Origin of the sequence: Nocardiopsis sediminis, from assembly GCF_042650565.1 — a bacterium.
Classification (GTDB): Bacteria; Actinomycetota; Actinomycetes; order Streptosporangiales; family Streptosporangiaceae; genus Nocardiopsis_B; species Nocardiopsis_B sediminis.
Window position 1 is genome coordinate 32,588 of record NZ_JBHSBH010000005.1, and the last position, 20,431, is coordinate 53,018.

Genomic DNA, 20,431 nt, shown 5'->3' on the forward strand with positions numbered 1-20,431 from the left:
ACGCGGCGGACGCGTACGCCCGGGGCCGCCCCGGTCTCGGCGGCGTCCTTGGCGCGGGCGCGGCGGGTGTAGACGATGACGTCGTGCCCGCGTTCGCCCAGCGCGCGCGACAGCTCGGCGACGTGCAGGCTCAGCCCGCCGGTGTCCTTGCCCGCGAGAGCGGCGTGCGGGTCGGCGTGTCCGGAAACCATCGCGATCTTCAACCGCGCCACCTCCTGGCGTAAGCGGTCCCATCGGCCGTGGAACCGGGCGAGCACATACCTCTGTGGTCGGGCCCGTGCGGCCGGGCCGCGCGGCGGCGCCGGGCACCCGGTCCCGGGCCGGGACCGTCGCCGATCCGCCGGCCGGCCGGGCCGGCGCGGCCGGTGCCCGTGGCCCGGACCCGCCGGGTGGCGGCCGGGCGGACACACGGCCTCGGACGCCCCGTGCGCGAAGCCGCCGCCCGGCCTGCGGCCGCAACGGTCACAGCCACCGAAACCACAGGTCAGCGGCGTCGACCCCACTAGATCCGACTATAGTTACCCAGGGTGATGATTCCGGTATGCCCGATGGTGTTCCGCGGGTCGCGTCCGGCGCGGGGGCGCGCGGTTCGGTTGCGCACGACGGGGTAGCCGCCCGCGCATGAAAATCGGAGACGCCATCCGCCGTATCGAACGCTCCGCCAGGCTCGACCCCGTCGCGGCGTTCGCCCGTTCCCTGATCCGCCGTGTGCCGCCCGGGCGCGCGGCGGACACGTTGCACGGTGTGGACCTGGGCCACCCGATGCACCCGCTGCTGGTGCAGGTGCCCATCGGCGCCTGGATGTCGGCGACCGTGCTGGACCTGTTCCCCGGCACCCGCCGGCCCGCGCTCGGGCTGATCGACCTCGGGGTGGCCGCCGCGCTGCCGGCGATGGCGGCCGGGGCGCTGGACTTCGCCGAGCAGCATCCGCGCCAGCAGCGCGTGGGCATGGTGCACGCCGTCAGCGCCAAGTGCGGTGTCCTGCTCTATGCCGCCTCTGCGGTGGCCCGGCACCGCGGCCGCCAGGGCTGGGGCAAGGCCCTGGGGTTCGCGGGGATGGGCATGGTGGGCGTCGCCGGAATGCTGGGCGCCCACATCGCCTACAGCCTGAACGGCGGTGTCAGCCACACCGAGCAGGACCGCGACCTGCTGCCCGAGGGCTGGCACGACCTGGGGCCGCTGGACGACTTCGCCGAGGACACGCCCGTGCGCCGGGTGGTGGGCGGGGTGCCGGTCGTGGTCGTGCGCTCCGACCAGGACGTCCGGGTGCTCACCGAGGCCTGTAGCCACCTCGGCGGCCCGCTGTCCGACGGCACCGTCGCCGAGGGGTGCATCACCTGCCCCTGGCACGGCAGCACGTTCCGGATGGCGGACGGGTCGGTCGTGCACGGCCCCGCGACGTCGCCGCAGACGGTCCTGGAGACCCTGGTGGTCGACGGGGTGGTGAGCGTGCGCCGGCCCGACCACGGCTCCGCGCCGCACCACGGCACCGAGATCCCGCACCCGCGCGCCGCCGAGACCATGCCGACCGGACCGACCGGCCTGGCCTGACCGCCGATTCCTCCGGGCCGGCCATCGGTGTCCGCTAAACCGGCTGCCCGCCTTCTTCGCCGAGAGCCGTCAGAATCCGTTCGCGCAATGCTGCGGCTCGCTGGTCGGTGTAGTCCGCCAGGAGGTCCTTCGCCGTGGTCCAGTAGCGTTCGCTGTCGTCATGCTCCCCGGCTGCGCGCAAGGCGCCGGCGAGATCGTTGTAGGCGTTCGCTCGGCGCCAGTTCTGCATCGGGTGGTCGGACAGGGCCGCGGCCTGACGGTGGAAGTCGACGGCCTGCTCAGGTCGTCCGGTCGCCTCGTAGAGTTCGCCGACTGCGCCGAGCACCATGGCTTCGCCGACGCGGTCGGGAAGGGTCCGGTAGAGTGTCGCCGCTCGCTGGAAAGCGCTCATCGCCTCTTCGAAGCGGTCCTCACACCGGCGCAGGCGTCCTTCCTCCAGGAGGGCCATGGCTTGGTGGGACGGGCCGGCGGCATCGGCGATCGACACGGCGGCCTGAATGTACTCGCCCGCTTCCGCAATGCGGTCCTGTTCGCGAGCGATGCGGGCCAGGTTCCACAGCCCGTCGAATTCCAGCCGTTCATCGCCTCCGGATTCGCGCCAGGCATGCAGAAAACGTCGTGCGTAGTCGGCCGAGGCGTGGAGATCACCTTCTTCCAGCTTCACGGTCGACAGGTTGCACAGGGCGATGTGCTGCCAATTCCCGTCGCCGATGCTGCGGCCCAGTACGGCGGTCTTCTCGAACTCGTCGGCCGCCTCGGTGAACCGCCGTGCGCGCAAGTGCACCCAGCCCAGTGCGTTAAGGCAGTTCAACTCGCCACGGGTGTCGCCGGTCTCTCCGTGGATTTCCAGGGCCTCGCTCAAATGGGGGGCGGCCTGGTCGATCCGGCCGGACTGGACGTAGGCAACTCCGAGCGTGGCCTGCATGAGCGCTTCGGCCTTCCTGTCGCCGAGCGTGCGGGCGCTTTCAAGCCCCCATTTCCCGTGCGCCAGCCAGTCGTCGAATGGATTGTGCAGGCTGTGGATCGGATCCAGGACCGCGGCCAGCTGCCAGACGACCTCGTCCAGGCCCAGCCCCGCGGCGGTCTGGGCGGCGGCCCGCAGATTGGCCCTCTCCGTCTGATACCAGGAGTCCGCTTCCTCTGCCGAGCCGAAAGAGTGCGGGCTGACGGCCGGAGCCACCGGTGCGAGGGGCGGAAGAGCGAAGAACGTCTGGACGGCACTGACGGCCGCGGCGGCAGTGTGCAGATACCAGGAGAACATCCGCTCGAATGCGGCCTCGATGCTCGCGGGCTCGTCATGCTGGACGTGGTCGGCGGCGTAAGCGCGGAGGAGGTCGTGGAATTGGTAGCGATCGGGGCCCGTCTGTTCGATCAGGTGAGCACCGGCCAGGTGGTCCATCAGCCGATGCGTCGCCCTTTCCGGCTCACCGCACAGAGCCGCGGCGGCGCCCACGCTCACGTCGAGGCCCTGATGCAGGCCGAGCAGCCGGAACAGGCGGGCGGCATCCGGCGGGAGCGTCCGGTAGGACCACGCGAAGACGCTGCGCACCGCGTCGGCCTCGTCGTCCGAAGAAAGCGCATCCCACAGCGAAGACTCCCCGCGCAGGTCGTCGATCAGCGCCGCCAGAGGCATCATCGGCCGAGCGGCCGCCCGCTCGGCGGCGATGCGCAGCGCCAAGGGGAGTCGCGCGCACAGCGCCGCAAGCTGGGCGACCTCCTCCTCGCTGTCGGCTCGGCGGTAGTCCTCAACGGTCGCACGCACGAGGTCGGCGGCGTGTGATTCGGTGAGCAGACCGACGGTCAGGCGGACCGCGCCATCTCGGGCGGCCAGGCCGGACAGCCGACTGCGGCTGGTGATCACGGTGAGCGTGCTGCTGGTACCCGGGAGCAGTGGTCTCACCTGCCGCACCGAGGCGGCGTTGTCGAGTATCACCAGCATGCGGCGCTCGGCGATCAGCGTACGGTACTGCTCGGCGCGCTCCTCGGGGTCCGAGGGGATCTCCGCTGCCGGAACCCCGAGCGCGTGCAGAAAACGTCCGAGCGCGTCAGCAGGCGTCACCGGGACATTCGGATCGTATCCCCGAAGATTCAGGTAAAGATGTCCGTCGGGAAAGCTCTCGTGTACCTGATGTGCCCAGCGCACCGCCAAAGACGTCTTGCCCACCCCGGCGGTTCCCGTGATCACTACGAGGGCGCGGGCTCTCGGGTTCTCGTCGTATTCCGCCAGGACGGCGTCCAGCCGTTCGATCGCACGGACCCGGTCGACGAATCCATGTACGTCTCTGGGTAGCTGTCGCGGAATCGGGGTGGCGATCGCCGCAGCAGGGTGGAAGTGCACACCGCCGGAGATATTCCCCGCCTGGACCACATCCCTGGCCGCCGCATCGGATACCGACGAATACGTCCCGCCGGATTCTCCGAACTGCGAACTGCTCATCCGATCGATCTTCCTACTTGCCGACGAATTCCGGTGGCATTACATGCGCGCGGTATCGCGGTACGGATGTATACCTTTTCTTCTGGAAGAAGAGTATCCCCGAGGCTTCCTCCTCCTGTCCAGCGACCCCCTCGCCTTATCGCCCGGACCCACCAGAGGACCGGCCCCGGCCGCGCACTCACATCGCACGTCATGGTGGCGGATACATCCGCGCGCCGGTTCTCCGGCCGGATGGCCGCCCACTCAGCGATCTATGGCGCAAAAAGGACATCCCATCTATGATTGGCGATCGCTACAGGACCAATAGGAGGTAGGCGATGGCCCGTCCGTGGGAGGCCGATCCCACTGCGTCGTTCGCCCTCAGACTCGGGAAAACAGCCAAGGAGGCCGGGATATCCCCTACGACCCATTGTCCTGACATCTGGGAGCTCGACAACGGTGATGTCGCAGTGATCGGCCGTGACATGACCGCCGTTTACTCGTCACGCCTTCCCCCGGACGTCACAATCGCGGTGGACGAGCGCCTGGTCGTCGTTCCCGGTTCCATGTTCCGCGCAGCGAAACAGGACGTTCCCCGCGTCGAGTGAGGTCCACGCGCACGGTCGCCGTCCACCCCCACCCGCACGGCCACCGTCGGGCCTCCCGTCGGCCGCCCCACTCACAGAAACCTGGCGAGGGCGCCCTGGGCGGCGAGCGTACGAGGGTGATCGGTGCCCAGCAGCCGGACGGCGTCCTCGGCCAGCGTCTCCAAGAGGCGTGCCGCCTCGGCGCGGTCGCCCGCTTCCCCGAGCTCGCACGCATGGTCGTGCCTGGACAGCAGGGTGTCGGGGTGATCGGGGCCCAGCACACGGGCCCGGTCCTCGGCGACGCGCTCCAGCAGGCGTGCCGCCCGCTCGCGCTCCCCCGCCTCCCCGAGATTGAAGGCGTGGTTGTGACGCGCGCTGAGGGTCTCGGGACGATCCGGTCCCAGGACACGGGCCCGGTCCTCGGCGACGCGCTCCAGCAGGCGTGCCGCCCGCTCGCGCTCCCCCGCCTCCCCGAGATTGAAGGCGTGGTGGTGGCGGGCGCTGAGGGTGTCGGGGTGATCGGGGCCCAGCACCCGGGCCCTGTCGAAGGCAAGCTGCTCTTGGGCGTGCGCCGCGGGAACATGGCGGCCCGCAGCGGCGAGGTTGTAAGCGTACACGTGCCGGACGAGGAGTGTCCTGTGGTGCTCCGGGCCCGGATCCCGCAGGTACTCCCGGAGGACGTGCTCCAGCACGTGCGCCGCGGCTCCGTGCTCGCCTCGTTCGACGAGGTCGTAGGCGCGTTCCTCCATGCGCCGGACCTCGTCCGGCGTGAGTCGGCGCGGCGGCTCCTGCAACTCGTGGTGGAGAGCGCGCAGGCGGTCGTGGACGGCGTGGGCGTGCGGGGGACGGTCCGCGGGATCTTTGGCCAGGAGCTCCAGGATGAGCTGTTCGAGAGCACGGGGTGTCCGGGGGTTGCGCACGCTCGGCGGTTCGGGAAGGGCGCCGGCGTGGGCCGACAGCAGTGCGGTGTCGTCGCCGGAGGAGAAGGGGGGCCGTCCGGTCAGCAACGCGTACAGCAGGCAGCCGAGTGAGTACAGGTCGCTGCGACCGTCCACGGAGGCGCCAGAGCGGGCCTGCTCCGGGGCCATGTAGGCGGGGGTGCCGATCAGCAGTCCGGAGCTGGTCACGGGGGATCCGTCGTCGGAGCGGGCAGCGACGTCGAAATCGGTGACCTTGACCTTGCCGAGGTCCGCGTACGGGTGGGTGAGCAGGACGTTGCCCGGTTTGATGTCGCGGTGGACGACGCCCTCCGCGTGAATGGCGGCCAGAGCGTCGCAGATCTGCGCCCCCCACTCCACCATCCGGGGCACGGGCAGCACGGGTTGTTCGGCGATCAGGTCGGCGAGTGCGGGACCGGTGAGGAACTCCATCACCGTGTAGGGGACGCTTTCTCCCCACGGGGTGAGATGGCGGCCGTGGTCGTGGACCGGGACGATGTGAGCATGGCCGGACAGCTGCGCGTTGATCACCGCCGCGCGCCCGAAACGGGCCTCGGACATCTTGCCGGATCCGGTGGAGCGGCGGAGCAGCTTGACGGCGACGGTTCGCGACAACCGCGTATCGTGGGCGCGCCAGACCCGCCCGGTCCCGCCCGATCCCAGCGGTGCGTCCAGCCGGTACCGCTCGGCCAACACCATCCCCTGCATGTGCCCTCCGCAGGCGTGTCCGCCGCCGGCTCGCGCCCCGGGCGCCGGGCTCGGCGCGCCCGGCCCCCTGCCTCACCACTGCGGGCCCCACTCTACGCCGACCGGCGGAGGAGAGGGCTCCGCCTCGGGCACAGGGGGCTCACTCGGCCGCCGGCCCCCGGCCGCCCAGGGCGGGGCCGCTTCCGGCGGGCTCCGGCGGGCGGTCGGGCTGCGGCTCCCCGGTCCCGCCCGGGCCGCCGCCCTCGGCGCGGGTCACGGTGAATTCCAGGCCGTCCTCGCCCGCGCTCGCGCGAACCCGGTCGCCGGGGCTGACCTCGCCGTTGAGCAGCATCGACGACAGCCGGTTGCCGACGTGGCGCTGGATGGTGCGGGCAAGCGGCCGGGCCCCGAACTCGGGCTGGTGGCCCTTCCCGGCGATCCAGCGCACGGCGTCGTCGGTGAAGGAGATCATGACGTCCTGGGCGCGCAGCCGCCGGCGGGTGGCGTCGAGCATCAGGCGGGTGATCCGGTTCAGCTCGTCCTCGCTGAGCTGGGAGAAGACGATGATCTCGTCGATCCGGTTGAGGAACTCGGGGCGGAACTCCTCGCGCAGCCGCCCCATGATGCGGTCGCGCTGGGCCTCCCCGCCGCCGCGCTCCCGCCCCCCGGTGAAGCCGATGGGCCCGCTGCCGGTGATGAACTCCGAACCGAGGTTGCTCGTCATGATCACCACGACGTTGCGGAAGTCGACGGTGCGGCCCTGGCCGTCGGTGAGCCGGCCGTCGTCGAGCAGCTGGAGCAGCAGGTTGAAGATGTCGGGGTGCGCCTTCTCGATCTCGTCGAGCAGGATGACGCAGTAGGGCTGGCGGCGCACCGCCTCGGTCAGTCGGCCCGCCTCCTCGTAGCCCACGTAGCCGGGCGGGGCGCCCACCAGGCGGCTGACGGTGTGGGGCTCCTGGAACTCGCTCATGTCGAACCGGACCATGCTGTCCTGGGAGCCGAACAGCGCCTCGGCGAGCGCGCGGGCCAGTTCGGTCTTGCCGACCCCGGTGGGGCCGAGGAACAGGAAGCTGCCGATGGGGCGGTCCGGCGGCGCCAGCCCCGCGCGGGAGCGGCGGATCGCCTCGGCGACCGCCGTCACCGCCTCGTGCTGGCCGATGACGCGGTGGTGCAGCCGCTCCTCCAGTTCGGTGAGGCGTTCGCGCTCCTCCTCGGTGAGCTGGGCGACGGGGATGCCGGTCGCGCGCGAGACGACCTCGGCGACGTCCTGCACCCCCACCTCGGGCACCTGGGCCGGCTCGGAGCTGCGGGCCTTGGCGATGTCCTCCTTGACGCGGTGGATCTCGTCGCGCGCCTCGGTGGCGCGCTCGAAGTCCTCGCTGCGGACGGCCTCCTCCTTGCCCGCCTCCAGGTCGCGCAGGCGCTGCTCCAGTTCACGCAGGTCGACGCTGGGCGTCTTGGTGCGCAGCCGCACACGCGCCCCGGCCTGGTCGACCAGGTCGATGGCCTTGTCGGGCAGGAAGCGGTCGGTGATGTAGCGGTCGGACAGCTCGGCGGCGGCCACCAGCCCCTCGTCGCTGAAGCGGACCTGGTGGTGGGCCTCGTAGCGGTCGCTGAGCCCGCGCAGGATCTCGATGGTGTCCTCGATGGTGGGCTCGGAGATGATCACCGGCTGGAAGCGCCGTTCGAGCGCGGCGTCCTTCTCGATGTTCTGCCGGTACTCGTCGATGGTGGTGGCGCCGATGACGTGCAGCTCGCCGCGGGCCAGTGCGGGCTTGAGGATGTTGCCCGCGCTCATGGCGCCCTCGGCGCCGCCGGCCCCGACCACCAGATGGAGTTCGTCGATGAAGATCAGCATCCGGTCGGCGTTGGCGCTGATCTCGTCGACCAGCTTCTTCACCCGCTCCTCGAAGTCGCCGCGGTAGCGGGTCCCGGCCACCACCCCGGCGAGGTCGAGCTGGATGAGGCGGCGCCCGCTGAGCGTCTCGGGGACCTCGTCGTCGGCGATGCGCTGGGCGATGCCCTCGACGATCGCGGTCTTGCCGACCCCGGGGTCGCCGATGAGGACGGGGTTGTTCTTGCGGCGGCGGGCCAGGACCTCGATCGTCTGCTCGACCTCCTCGTCGCGGCCGACCACGGGGTCGAGGCGGCCCTCGGCGGCCAGGGCGGTCATGTCGGTGCCGTGCTCGTCGAGGTTGGGGGTCTGGCTGGGGGCCTCGGCGCCCGGCGCGGCGGGCGCGCCGCCGTTGCCGCCGCGGCGGGCGGACCGGGCGGCGCCCTGGAGGGAGTCGGGGGTGACACCGGAGTCGCCGAGCATCCGGCCGGTGGGCGAGTCCGCGTTGAGTGCGAGGGCGAACAGCAGGTGCTCGGGCGCGATGTAGGGGCGGCCGAGGGCGCGGGCGATCTGGTGGGCGTCGAGCAGGGCGCGCTTGGCGGCGGGGGTGAGCATGGGCACGCCGGGGCCGGCTCCGGGGGCGTGCTCGGCCTCGCTGGACGCCTCGCGTTCGAGTTCGCCGGGGTCGGCGCCGGCGCGGACGACGAGTTCCCGGGCGGGCTCGTAGCGCAGGACGGCCCACAGCAGGTGGGCGGCGTCGAGGTCGGTGTGGTCGGCTTCGGTGGCGCGTGACAGCGCCTCGGAGACGACTTCGCGCGCCTGGCCGTCCATGAGCCGCGACAGGTCGACGCGCTGGGCGTTGCGGCGTGCTCCCCCGGGTCCGAAGAAGCGTGCCAGGAACTCGTCGAAGGACCGCGGATCATACCCGCCGACCCCGGAGTCGTGCGTCATCGGTGGCTCCTCTCGATGCGGACCCGACGGAAGGAGCGGTGCACCGCCGCGGCCGTACCGGAAGGCCGGTGGGTGTGCCCGTGCGGCGCCGGGCCATCGGTGGCCACGGCTACCCAGGCGGCATGGGGCGAAACGGGAGGTACCGGACCGCGCGGCGGGGGCGGCGGGGGTCTCCGGCGGCCCGGATGGGGCGGTGGCACGGGCGCGGATCCGCCCCCCGCCTGGTCAGGACGCGTGAGCCTAGGCTAACCTAAGCCCGACCGTCACGGCCGGGACCGGCGGCACCTCCCCCGGACCGGCCGCCGGTCGCCGCCCCGCGCGACGCACACGGGCCCCGGGAGCGTCCGCCCCCCGCGCAGCACCCCTCGGCGGCCCGGCTTCTCAGGCAGATGACAGGAGAACATCCGTTGAGCAGCACCACAGCGCGTCCGCGCCCCACTGGAGCGCGGCTCCCCCGCCGCACCGCCCGCCCCCTCGGCGCCGCCCGCGTCTCCCGCCGCAGCGTGCTGCTCGGGGCCGGCGGGATCGCGGCGCTGGCCGCCACCGGCTGCGGACCGCAGTCCGCTGACAGCGCGGGCGACGGCCCCTCCCGCTCGATCGAGCACAAGTACGGCACGACCGAGATCTCCGGCCGCCCCTCGCGCGTGGTCACGATCGGCCTGACCGAGCAGGACTACGTCCTCGCCCTGGGCGTGGCCCCGGTCGGCGTCCGCGAGTGGTTCGGGGGCCACGAGGGCGCGCTGTGGCCCTGGGCGCGCGACGTCCTCGGCGACGACCCGATGCCCGAGGTGCTGCCGGTCGACGAGCTCAACTTCGAGCAGATCGGCACCCTGGGCGCCGACCTCATCCTCGGCGTGAACTCCGGCCTGACCGAGCAGGAGTACACGCTGCTCTCCGAGATCGCCCCGACCGTAGCCCAGCCGGCCGACTACGCCGACTACGGCGCCCCGTGGCAGGAGATCACCCGGATCGTGGGCACCGCGCTGGGGCGCGAGGACGACGCCGAGGCGCTGGTGGCCGACATCGAGGAGCAGTTCGAGCGGGTCCGCGCCGACCACCCGGAGTTCGCCGAGGCCACCGGCCTGCTGGCGACCTCCATCGACGGCGACGCCTTCGCCTACGCCGAAGGGCCGGCCCCCGACTTCCTCGTCCAGCTCGGGCTGACCCTGCCCGAGGCCGCGGAGGGCCTGTTCACCGGCGAGAACCGGGAGCCCCAGCAGGTGAGCCTCGAACGGATCGAGGTGCTGGAGGCCGACGCGCTGCTGATGGGCCTGTACGGCTCGGAGGACGCCAGTGTGCTCGACGAGACCGTGTTCACCCGGCTCGACGTCGCGCGCGAGGGCAGGGTCCTGGCCATGCCCGAGATGAGCCGCCTCAACGGCGCACTGTCGTTCGGCTCGGTGCTCAGCCTGCCCTATGCGCTGGAGGAGCTGGCGCCGCGGCTGGCGGCCCTGCTCGACGGCGACCCCGGCACCGAGCCCGACGCGGTCTCCTGACCCTGGACCGCCCCTGGAGGGGCGGCCACCGGACAGGTATGGGGCCCGCCGCCCCTCCCCCACCGGCGCCGGGGCCGGTTCCACGGCTCCGGCGCCAGTGCGGCGCGCGCCCGGAAGAGCGCTCCGCAGTGCATGCGCCCCGCGCACCCAGGGCGGCGGCATCCGTTTTTCGGACGGCCGCCGCGTTTGGACGGCGCGCCGATCGGTAGCGGCTCCCACCCGGACGACCGTTCAGAGGGAGCAGCATGCCGATCATCCCCGAGGACCGCGAGGACATCCTCACCAAGCGCGCCTTCGCCAGCGTGGCCACACTGGGCCCCCGCGGCGAGCCCCAGGTCAACCCCGTCTGGATCGACTGGGACGGCGATCATCTGAAGTTCAGCCAGACCACAACGCGGCAGAAGTACCGCAACCTCAAGCGCGACGACCGGGTGGCGATATCGGTCCAGGACCCCGATGACCCCTACCGCTACGTCGAGGTGCGCGGCCGGGTGGAACAGTTCACCGACGACGAAGGCAACGCCTTCATCGACGCGATGGCGCAGAAGTACCTCGGCCAGGACACCTACCCGTGGGCGGCGCCGGGCGAGCAGCGGATCGTGGTGCACGTGCGGCCGGAGCACTCCACCAAGCAATAACGGACGCGGTCCATGCTGCCGCGCCGGGGATGCCCGGCGCGGCACGGACCGGTGCCGCGGCCGGCGCCCCCCGCCTCAGCCCAGCTCGCCGATCACCGGTTCCAGCTCGTCCCTGATCCAGCGCAGGCTGATGGGTGCCGGGGAGTTGATGGCGTTGGCGAAGGCGAGGTCGGCGTAGTAGACGGTCCCCGACTCCACCGCCGGGAGGTCCCGGAAGAGCGGGTCGGCGTCGAGTTCCGCCCGCTGCTCGTCGCTCTGGGCCCACACGGCGAGCAGGTCCGCGTCCAGCTCGGCGGTGTCCTCCCGCGACAGCGCGTCCCCGGTCTGGGTGTTGTCCTGGTTGCCGGCGGGCCGGAGGCCGAACAGCTCGAAGAGCGACCCGTTGCCGAAGCCGTAGCCGTCCGGGTCGGCCCGCACCCACTGGTAGGTCCTCTCGTCGATGCCGGGCACCGCCGCGCCGGCCTCGGCGAACTCCGCCGTGATGGTGTCGATGATCTCCTCGGCCTCCTCCGTGCGCCCCAGGGCCTGGGCGGTCGTGAGCAGGCGCTCGTCCCAGTCGGGGTTCACCGCGTCGGTGGCCGGGGCGATGGTCGGGGCGATCGCGTTGAGCCGGTCGAAGACCGCCTCGTCCTGGACCTGGTAGGCCTCGGCGACGATGAGGTCCGGCCCGGCCGATGCGATCGCCTCCAGGTTCGGCTCGCCGTCCAAGGGGACCAGGTCGGCGTCGGCGGTGCCGGCGATCCGGTCGGCCAGCCATGGGGCGTTGTCCTGGAGCGTGCCGGGATCGGCGGCCACGGCGACCGGTTCGACGCCAAGGGAGATCAGCTCGTCGGCGGCGGCGACCCCGAGCGCCACCACCCGTTCCGGCTGCTCCGGGACGGTGACGTCCCCGTGGAGGGTCTCCACGGTGAGCGGATGACCCCCCTCTGCCCCGGCGGCCTCCTCGCCTGACCCGTCCGGTACTCCGCATCCGGCGAGCGCGACGGCCAGCACCGCCCCGGCGGCCGCCGCCCGCCTGCCCTGTTCACGCGGCGAACCGATGCGCCCACGCCCTCGTGCCACCACACGCCCCCTTCTCCGTCCGACCGGATCGCACATCCGGCGACCCCAGAGAAAGGTAAGCCTAGCCTTATCGAATCGGCACCGCATCGCGCCCCCGTCCCGGATCGGCATCCGCCGTGCGGGCCGGAGTGCACCGCAGGGCGGCGAAGAAGACGGTCCGCGCCGCACCGGGTCTCCGGTGCGGCGCGGACCGTCGTTGCGGCCGGGGACCGCGCCCCCCGGCCGCCGTCCTCCAGAGCCGCACCGTCCCCCGTGGCGGGGCGGGCACACGTGCGCGGCGTGGCTCTCGGGTCAGGCCAGGCGGACCCGGCCGTTCTCGACGACGAGGCCGACCGCGGGCAGCGCCCGCTGGGCGGGCCCCCCGATGACCTCGCCGTCCTCGATCCGGAACTGGCTGCCGTGGCAGGGGCAGAAGATGTAGCCGTCGATGACCGCGTCCACCGGGCACCCCTCGTGGGTGCAGGTCGTGGAGTACCCGCGGTACTCGCCCTCGGTGGGCTGGCACACGACCACGCCCTGCTCGTCGAGGACGGTGCCGCCACCGAGCGGGACCTCGGCGGCGGCCATGAGGTCCTCGCCGCCCTCCCGGGGCCCGCGGACGCCGCCCGCGCAGCCGGCGGCCAGTGCCGTCAGCCCCGCCGCGCAGGTCCCGGCGACGACGGCCCGGCGGGTCGCCGCCGACCCGCGTCCCGGCGGCGCGAACCGTGGGCCCGTGGTCTCGATGTCGGGCATCTGCTCCCCTTCCGCGGCCCGCTCCGGGCTCCCCCCGGGCGGGCCATCGCCGTCCCCGCGCGGACCCCGGCCGTGCCCGCGCTGCGGGCCGGGCGCGGGTGCGCGGTCCCCCCTGACACGTGTGCGCGCCGCGATCGGTTCACCCCGCCGGGTGAAGGGGCAGCGGCGGCGATACGAACACGTGATACGCGGGGGAAATGCCGTAAACGATCTTGAAGGAACGGCATCGGAAAGAGGGAACGCCGCGAAGGCGCCCCTCCGCCACGGCGCGGGAATTGTGCTGGGAAAACACGCGAAAAGCGGGTCCTCTTCCGAGGTGAAAGGGTCTTCCGGCCCTGGACCCGACGGATCGGGTCCCGTCCGGCGATCCGGTCGCGCACCGCGAACCGGTGCGCCACCGACGATCTCGCGCCCCCGGCGGGGGCCGCGCTCCCGTTGCAGGAGCCGCGGCGGGCCCCGGCCGACGGTATGGTCTTGCCCACGGAGGCGGGGCGCCGAAAAAATCCCATCACCCGAGGAACGCGCACTACCTGCGAAAGCTCCCGTTCGGTCGATCCATTATGGATTGCACCAATGAATGGTTCATCGATTGGATTACCACTCGGAGTCCGGATATGGCAGCGTTACGGGATGATGTGGCACGGAACCGGTTTCACGAACGGTCTCCGCGATGACCGCTGAGAAGAGGAAGCGCGTGCCGGACCGCACATGGTGGTGCTCCTCCTGTGACACCTACAACAACGTCGGCGTGGCGAACTGCATGGTCTGCGGGACGCCCGACCGGAGCACTCGGGACGCCGACACCGACATCGATGACGAGCCCGTCCCGGAGGCCCCCGAGCCGCCGGGGCCGTTTCCGAGCGCTCCCGCCGCCGCCAAACGGCCGCCCGACGACCCCCCGGCGCAGACCGGAGACCCCCTCACGTCCACGGGCGGCATGCCCACGATCTGGCGCTGCCTGCTGTGCGACTCCGACAGCGGGTCGGGCGACGTCCTCATCTGCCCCACGTGCGACGCCGCAGGCGGGGAACCCCCGCCGCGCGTCCGGGACGACGCGCCGGCGGCCGACCCCCTCACCACGACGGGCGACCTGCTGATCGACCCGCCGCAGCCGACCCGCTGGGAGCCGCCGGAACCGCAGACGCCCGCCGAGCCGTGGACTCCCTCCCAGCCCTGGCCCGCCGCAACGGCCGGGCGGACGGGGGCGGACCGCGCGTTCCCCTGGGACCGGACAGAGGACGAGCCCGCGGAGGCCGGCGGCTGGGTGCCGCCCGGGCCCCGGGCGGCCCGCGAGCCGCTGACCCCGGCCGAGCCCTGGATGCCCGCCGGAGCCTGGGCCTCGGCGATGGACGACGGCCCCCGGGACCCCTTCGACCGGGCACAGGCCGCGGAGCGCACCGCCCGGGACGGTACCGCCGCGGACGACGGGGACTCCACGGGCGACTTCTGGTCGGACTCCGACCCCTGGGGCGACCAGGAGGACGAGCAGGCGGGCGCGCCGTGGGCGGCCGCCGACGACGGGCCGCGGGCCGACCGCCGCGGCCCCGGCACGCCCACCGGAGCCCGCCGCCCGGCGGCCGGGGCGCGGACCGGGGTAGGGACCGGAACAGGGGCCAGGGCAGGCGCTGGCGCAGGGCCCGGGGAAGGCGCTGGAGCAAAGGCCGCATCAGGCCGCGGGCGCACCGCCCGGCCCGCCCGTGGCCCCGGTGCGGCGACGGACTCGGGCCCGATCACGGCGCCGATCCTCACCCCGCCGCCGTGGCGCCCGCCGAGCGTCACCCGGGCGCGGGGCTCCGACCCCGCGGCCGTCGTGCGCCCCGCGGCGCCCCGGCCGGGCGCGCGCAACGACCCGCAGGAGGCCCTGAACCGCGCGAAGCCCGCTGTCCTTGCGGCGGCGCTGTTCCTCGGCGGCTCGTTCCTGCTCTACAGCTGCGTGGCCGCGGTCCGCGACGACACGCCCCCGCCGCCCAACAGCGTGCTGCCCCCCAACGGGGCGGGGAGCCTGCCCGGTCTGCCCGACGGCAGGTGCCCGCAACGGCTGGCGGAGCGCCTGCCCGAGCCGGAGGCGTCCCTGGTCGAGGCGTTCCAGACGACCGACAAGCAGATCACGATCTGCCAGACGGAGTCGGGGCTGCTGTACTACTTCGGCGAGTTCACCGACCGCGAGGACCCCGGCGTGATGGTCCCGGCCGAGCAGACCGCCGAGGGCTACGAGGCCTCCAACGAGGAGTACGTCTACGAGATCTCAGACAGCGAAGTGACGGTCAGCCGCAACGGCGACCCGATCGCCCGCGAGGACCTGCTCCCCCTGCCCAACCCGGCGTGACCCGCAACCGGGGGATGCCAAAGGACCGGGCGGGGCGGCCGATGCCGCCCCGCCGTCGCCCGGCCGGCGGTGCGCATCACGCCCCTTGGGGCGCGGGTACGTCCTCGGGGGACAGGGTGGTGAGGTCGTCGCGGGTGGCGTCGGGGTGGTGCACCAGCCGGCCGGCCTGGCGGGTCATCATCCGCTCCAGGGTCTGGCGGGCGTAGCGGGCGTTGCCGAAGGACGCCGTCCGCGGCACCGCGGCGAAGTGCTCGCGCAGCCGGTCCACGGTCGCGGACGCGATGGTGTAGCCGTTGGACTCGGCCATGCGCCGGATGATGGTGACCAGTTCGTCGTCGGAGTAGTCGGCGAACTCCACCCGGTGGCTGAACCGCGAGGCCAGGCCGGGGTTGGACGCCAGGAACCGGTTCATCTCCGCGGTGTAGCCGGCGACGATCACCACCACCTCGTCGCGATGGTCCTCCATCAGCTTCACCAGGGTGTCCACCGCCTCCTGGCCGAAGTCGCCGCCCGCCCCGCCCGATTTGGGCGTCAGGGTGTAGGCCTCGTCGATGAACAGCACCCCGCCCCGCGCCCGTTCGAACACCTCCGTGGTGAGCTGGGCGGTGTGGCCGATGTAGCGCCCCACGAGGTCGGCGCGGGCCGCCTCCACGATGTGGTCGGTGGGCAGCACCCCCAGGGCGTTCAGCAGCTCCCCGTAGAGGCGTGCCACGGTGGTCTTGCCCGTTCCGGGCGGGCCGGCGAAGACCAGGTGATGGCTCATGGTCGGCACCGGCAGGCCCATCTGGCGGCGCTGGCGGCCGGTCGCGATCAGGTTGACGAGGTCGGTGACCGTGGACTTGACCTGCCCCAGCCCCACCATGCCGGTCAGCTCCGCCCGCAGCCGGGCCAGCCGGTCGTCGGGGTCCGCATGACCGCCCGCCCCGCCCGGCTCCACCCCGAGATCCTCGGGCAGCAGCCGGGACAGCTCGCCGGGGTCGCCGGGCACCGACGAGCCGAGCCGGAACGCCTGCCGGTCGATCATCTCCTCGAACGTCTTGCGCGCCGTGCGCCCGTTGCCGAACGTGGCGCCCTTGGGCATCCGGTCGAAGTACGTGCGCAGCGCGGCCTCGGTCTCGGCCGGCAGCTCATAGTGGTTGTCCACGCACATCCGCTGGACGATGCTGACGAGGTTGTCCGTCGTGTAGTTGGGGAACTCGATGGTGCGGCTGAACCGCGACGCCATGCCGGGGTTGGCGGCCAGGAACCGCGCCATGTCGTCGGTGTAGCCCGCCGCGATGACGACCACGTCGTCGCGGTGGTCCTCCATGAGCTTGACCAGGGTGTCGATCGCCTCGCGGCCGAAGTCCGCGCCGGTGCCGCCGCCGTCCTGCTGGGAGGCGAGCGTGTAGGCCTCGTCGATGAACAGCACGCCGCCGCGCGCCTTGTCGAACACCTCGGTGGTCTTGATGGCGGTGCCGCCCACGTACTGCGACACCAGGTCGGCGCGGGCGACCTCGACCACGTGGCCGTAGCGCAGCACGCCGAGGTCGGCGAGGATGCGGCCGTAGAGGCGGGCGACGGTGGTCTTGCCCGTACCGGGCGGCCCGCCGAAGACCAGGTGGCGGCTCATGGTCGGCGACGGCAGGCCCATCTCCGCCCGCCGCTGGGCCATCTGGTTGCGGTTGATGAGGGTGGTGACCTCGTGCTTGACGTTCTCCAGCCCGACCAGCGCCTCCAGTTCGGAGAGCGGGCCGTCCACCTCCAGCAGGTCGTCGTCGCCGGGAGCGGGCGAATCGGCGGTCTCGGCGGGCAGCGGCGGCGGCGCCAGGGTGCCGGCGGCCTCGCCGTAGGCGTCGGGGCTGCCGTTGTCGGCGCTCATCAGCCCTTCGGCGCGCACGCGGTCGCTCTGCACCGTCTGGCGCAGGCCCGCCCGCTGGTTGTCGTGCACCGAGCAGGTGTCGAGCGTGACGTCCTCGGTGCTGTGCACGAGGACGCCGTCGCCGGCGTTGCCGAAGATCTCGCAGTGGCGCAGGTCGGCGCGGGCACCGGCGGCCACCATGGCACCGTTGCGGCGTCCGCCGTGCACGCGGGAGCGCAGCATGGAGATCCCGCCTCCGGGCTGGACGGAGATCCCGTCGCCCCCGCACTCGGCGACGTCGCAGTCGCGCAGGTCGGCCACTGCCTCCCCGGCGACGGTGACGCCGTTGTCGCGGGCGGCGCGCACCCGCACGTTGCTCATCAGCGGATGCGACCCGGGCCCGGCCTGGACACCGCTGCGGCCGACCCGCTCGACGGTGACGTCGTCGAGCCGCCCCTGGCCCTTGTCGGTGAAGTGCACGCCGTGCCCGCGGGCCTCGCTGATCGACACGCCGCGCAGGAACGGGGCCGCGGCCTCGACGGTGAAGGCCGACCCGGTGGTCTCGGCGACCCGGCCGCGGTCGAACTCGGCCGTGCTGCCCCCGCTCACCCGGACCCCGCCGCCGCCCTGCACGGTCAGCTCCACGAACGCGGTGGAGGAGCGGTCCTCGATGCGCACCGCGTCCTCCCCCGCCTCGCTCACCGTGCAGCCGGTCAGCATGCCGCGCGCCTTGCCCCAGGCGTGCACGCCCGCGGTGGCGGGGCGGGTGACGGTGACCCCGGAGATCTGGGGGTCGGCGTCGTTGTGCAGGGCGATGCCGCGCCCGCCGACGTCCTCGAACGTGCAGTCCTCGACGCGGGGGCGCCCGCTGCTGGACACCAGCAGCGCGTCCTGGGCCACGTCGTGCACGCGCACCCGGCTGATCGCGGTGGCGGAGTCGTCGTCCAGCGCGATGGCGGGCTTGGTGACACCGGTGATCACGCAGTCGGCGATGGAGCCGGCGGCGCGGTCGTTGGCGAAGACGCCGTTGCCGCGCGCGTCGCGGATGGTGCAGGCGCGCACAGTGGGGCGGCCCTTCCCGCCGATGACGACGCCGGTGCTCTCGACGTTCTCGATGATGCTGTCCTCGATGATGGTGGGCTGCTCGGTGGTGACCACCACACCGGCGCCCCCGGTGCTGGTGACCCGGCAGTCGCGCATGGCCAGCGCGCCGTCGTCGCGCACCACCACCGCGGCCCACGAGGAGCCGTCGATCTCGCAGTCGGCCAGCTCCAGCTGCCCGACGGGGATGTCGACGGCGGGACGGTCGCCGTCGCGTCCGCGCACGACCAGGCCGGTGATCTTGACGGCCTCGGCGATGGAGGCCACTGCGGTGCCGGAGTCGGCGATGATCTCGACGGTGCCGCGCCCCTGCTGCGCCGCGAGGGTGACGACCTTGGTGACCATCAGGCTCTCCTCGTAGCGCCCGGGCGCGATGGAGATGAGCGCGCCGCTGCGGGCCGCCTCCAGCGCCGCGCGGATGGTCGTGTGCGCGTCCTTGCCGTCCGGGGCGACCTTGAGGAGCTGTCGGGCCATCGCCGGGTCCTTTCGTCGGTGGCGGCCTCCGTGGCCGTCACCGTTGTCGTTCGAGGGGAGGGTGGGCCCCGGCCCTGTGGCCGGGGCCCACCCTCCAACGGGGGGTCAGTTGCAACGGGTCCGGACTGCCGATGACACCACATGGGCGTTGGTGTCCTGGCCGTTGACCTGATCGGCTCCATTGTTCTGGAGCTTCACACTGATGGTGTCACCCGGCGGGGAGTAGGAGCCCACGTGCACCCACGATCCCTTCTGGCCCACCTGGTCGATCGTGAAGGATGCGAACGGCTCGCTGGTCGCCGGGTCGGCGGATGGGTGGATCCGGTACTGCGCCGGGGCGCCGCCCACCCACCGCGGGCTCTCGGCGTTGGGGATGTGCACGTAGATGTCGCACTTCGCACCGGTGAAGCCGATGTTGAACGTCCAGAACGCGTACTGGTTGGTCCGCACGTTCGGGTCGCCCGAGACCGGGATGGCGTGCCAGCGGCCGTCGCAGTGCTCATCGGTGTACCCGCCGTCGAACCCGAAGGCCCAGCTGTCGGTGCCGTCCCCGGACCAGTGCTCGCCGGCGGTGCCGTAGGCGATGCGCTCGTTGGGGCCGCACCCGACACCCGCGACCTCGGCGTAGCGGAACTCCGGCGGAGGCGGGGGCTGCTCCTCCTGGGGCTGCGGCTGCTCCGCTGGAGGCTCCTCGGGCTGCGGCTGTTCCTGCTCCTGGGGCTGCTGGTCCTGGACCGGCTCCTGCGGCCGCTCTTCTTGGGGACGCTGCTCCTCGGCCGGCTGCTGGGGCTGCTGGTCCTGGGCCGGCTCCTGGGGCTGCTGCTCCTCAGCGGGCTGCCGGGGCTCCTGGGGCCGCTCTTCCTGGGGCTCCTGGTCCCGCAGGGCCTCCCCCCGTGTGTCCAGGGGATCGCCCGCGGGATCCTCGGTCACGGGCCGGTTGCCCTCCTGCGCGGGAGACTCCTCCTCGGGGGCGGAGTCCTCGTCGTCCTCGGAACCGCCCGCGGCCATCGGCACGGCGCCGTTGGTGTTGCTGTCCAGCAGGCCGCCGGAATTCCCGTCGCCGCCCGTGCCCTCGTCCTCCTCGTCGGACTCCGACCCCTGGGACGCCTGGGTGCCGGGCTCGTTGCTCCGGGAGTCCGCATCCCAACCGGCGGCTTCGTCGCCCCGGCCGCTGCCGGCGGACGAGGTGTCCTCGTCCTCCTCGTCGTCCCCGCCGAACAGGCCCCACCCCGAGAACAGGCCGTCGCCGGAGGAATCCCCGGCCGCCGACGACCCGGGGTCGTTTCCGGGAGACGAGCCGGAGTCCGGATCGCCGGGCGATCCGTTCGATCCTCCGTCGGGCGGGTCCCCGGCGGCCTGATTGGGCCGCTCCTGCGGCTGCACCTCGGGCACGTAGCCGCTGTCGGGGGCCGGCTCCTCCTCCAGTCCGGCCGTCGGCCCCGACGCCGAGGCGCCCGAGGGCGGGCGCTGCTCGGCCATCGTGGTGGCGTCGGCGCTCGCGTCGCCGCCCGGCCGCATGAAGTAGCCGAGCATGCCCTCCTGGTCGACGGGGTCGATCGTGGTGCCGGGCAGCCGCTGGGAGGTCTCGTTGACCGCGAACGGGGTCACCATGAGCACCATGCCCGCGATCGCCGCGAACGCCAGCACCGGACGCCCCGGCCGCCCCAGCTGATCCTGGGGAGCGGCCACGGCCTCGGTGGCGCCCGCCACGGCGGCGGCCGAAGCCGCGCCTTCCGCCGCGGTTTCATGCCCGGCGGCGGCCTCCGTACCGCCTTCGGCCGATGCGGCCTGGACACCG

Annotated in this window: 12 protein-coding genes and 1 pseudogene; 5 read left to right on the forward strand and 8 right to left on the reverse strand. The window is 72.9% G+C overall.

Annotated features, from left to right (window positions below; all coding sequences use genetic code 11):
- Window positions 1-203, reverse strand: a 203-nt coding sequence (locus ACFOVU_RS07730; protein WP_378531292.1) for a glycosyltransferase, incomplete at its 3' end; no start/stop codon positions are given.
- A gap of 418 nt (window positions 204-621) precedes the next feature.
- Here ACFOVU_RS07730 and ACFOVU_RS07735 point away from each other — a divergent pair.
- Entirely contained in the window at window positions 622-1,551 is a 930-nt protein-coding gene (locus ACFOVU_RS07735; protein WP_378531294.1) for a Rieske 2Fe-2S domain-containing protein, read from the forward strand.
- 34 nt (window positions 1,552-1,585) lie between these two features.
- Here ACFOVU_RS07735 and ACFOVU_RS07740 read toward each other — a convergent pair whose 3' ends face one another.
- Complete coding sequence (locus ACFOVU_RS07740; protein WP_378531296.1) at window positions 1,586-3,988, reverse strand: ATP-binding protein; 2,403 nt, start codon at window positions 3,986-3,988, stop codon at window positions 1,586-1,588.
- A 317-nt stretch (window positions 3,989-4,305) separates the two neighbouring features.
- Between ACFOVU_RS07740 and ACFOVU_RS07745 the strand changes: the two genes are divergently transcribed.
- Complete coding sequence (locus ACFOVU_RS07745) at window positions 4,306-4,575, forward strand: hypothetical protein (protein ID WP_378531298.1); 270 nt, start codon at window positions 4,306-4,308, stop codon at window positions 4,573-4,575.
- 71 nt (window positions 4,576-4,646) lie between these two features.
- Here ACFOVU_RS07745 and ACFOVU_RS07750 read toward each other — a convergent pair whose 3' ends face one another.
- Window positions 4,647-6,200 carry a serine/threonine-protein kinase gene (locus ACFOVU_RS07750; RefSeq protein ID WP_378531300.1) on the reverse strand — a complete coding sequence of 518 codons (1,554 nt, stop codon included), beginning with the start codon at window positions 6,198-6,200 and terminating at the stop codon, window positions 4,647-4,649.
- A 139-nt stretch (window positions 6,201-6,339) separates the two neighbouring features.
- Window positions 6,340-8,964, reverse strand: a complete 2,625-nt coding sequence (locus tag ACFOVU_RS07755) for an ATP-dependent Clp protease ATP-binding subunit (RefSeq protein ID WP_378531302.1) — start codon at window positions 8,962-8,964, stop codon at window positions 6,340-6,342.
- A 407-nt stretch (window positions 8,965-9,371) separates the two neighbouring features.
- Between ACFOVU_RS07755 and ACFOVU_RS07760 the strand changes: the two genes are divergently transcribed.
- Entirely contained in the window at window positions 9,372-10,460 is a 1,089-nt protein-coding gene (locus ACFOVU_RS07760) for an ABC transporter substrate-binding protein (protein ID WP_378531304.1), read from the forward strand.
- 245 nt (window positions 10,461-10,705) lie between these two features.
- On the forward strand, window positions 10,706-11,098 hold the full coding sequence (locus tag ACFOVU_RS07765) for a PPOX class F420-dependent oxidoreductase (protein ID WP_378531306.1): 393 nt from the start codon (window positions 10,706-10,708) through the stop codon (window positions 11,096-11,098).
- Window positions 11,099-11,173: 75 nt separating this feature from the next.
- On the opposite strand, the gene ACFOVU_RS07770 is transcribed toward ACFOVU_RS07765, so the two are convergent.
- Both ACFOVU_RS07770 and ACFOVU_RS07775 read right to left on the reverse strand, forming a co-directional pair.
- Entirely contained in the window at window positions 11,174-12,004 is an 831-nt protein-coding gene (locus ACFOVU_RS07770; protein WP_378531308.1) for an ABC transporter substrate-binding protein, read from the reverse strand.
- A 447-nt stretch (window positions 12,005-12,451) separates the two neighbouring features.
- On the reverse strand, window positions 12,452-12,892 hold the full coding sequence (locus tag ACFOVU_RS07775; RefSeq protein WP_378531311.1) for a Rieske (2Fe-2S) protein: 441 nt from the start codon (window positions 12,890-12,892) through the stop codon (window positions 12,452-12,454).
- Window positions 12,893-13,562: 670 nt separating this feature from the next.
- Between ACFOVU_RS07775 and ACFOVU_RS07780 the strand changes: the two genes are divergently transcribed.
- Entirely contained in the window at window positions 13,563-15,218 is a 1,656-nt protein-coding gene (locus ACFOVU_RS07780; RefSeq protein ID WP_378531313.1) for a hypothetical protein, read from the forward strand.
- A gap of 76 nt (window positions 15,219-15,294) precedes the next feature.
- Here ACFOVU_RS07780 and ACFOVU_RS07785 read toward each other — a convergent pair whose 3' ends face one another.
- Window positions 15,295-18,633 (reverse strand): right-handed parallel beta-helix repeat-containing protein, encoded by a 3,339-nt coding sequence (locus ACFOVU_RS07785; RefSeq protein ID WP_378531315.1) that lies wholly within the window; start codon window positions 18,631-18,633, stop codon window positions 15,295-15,297.
- Window positions 18,634-18,738: 105 nt separating this feature from the next.
- Window positions 18,739-20,431, reverse strand: a pseudogene (locus tag ACFOVU_RS07790) (hypothetical protein); the annotation flags it as partial.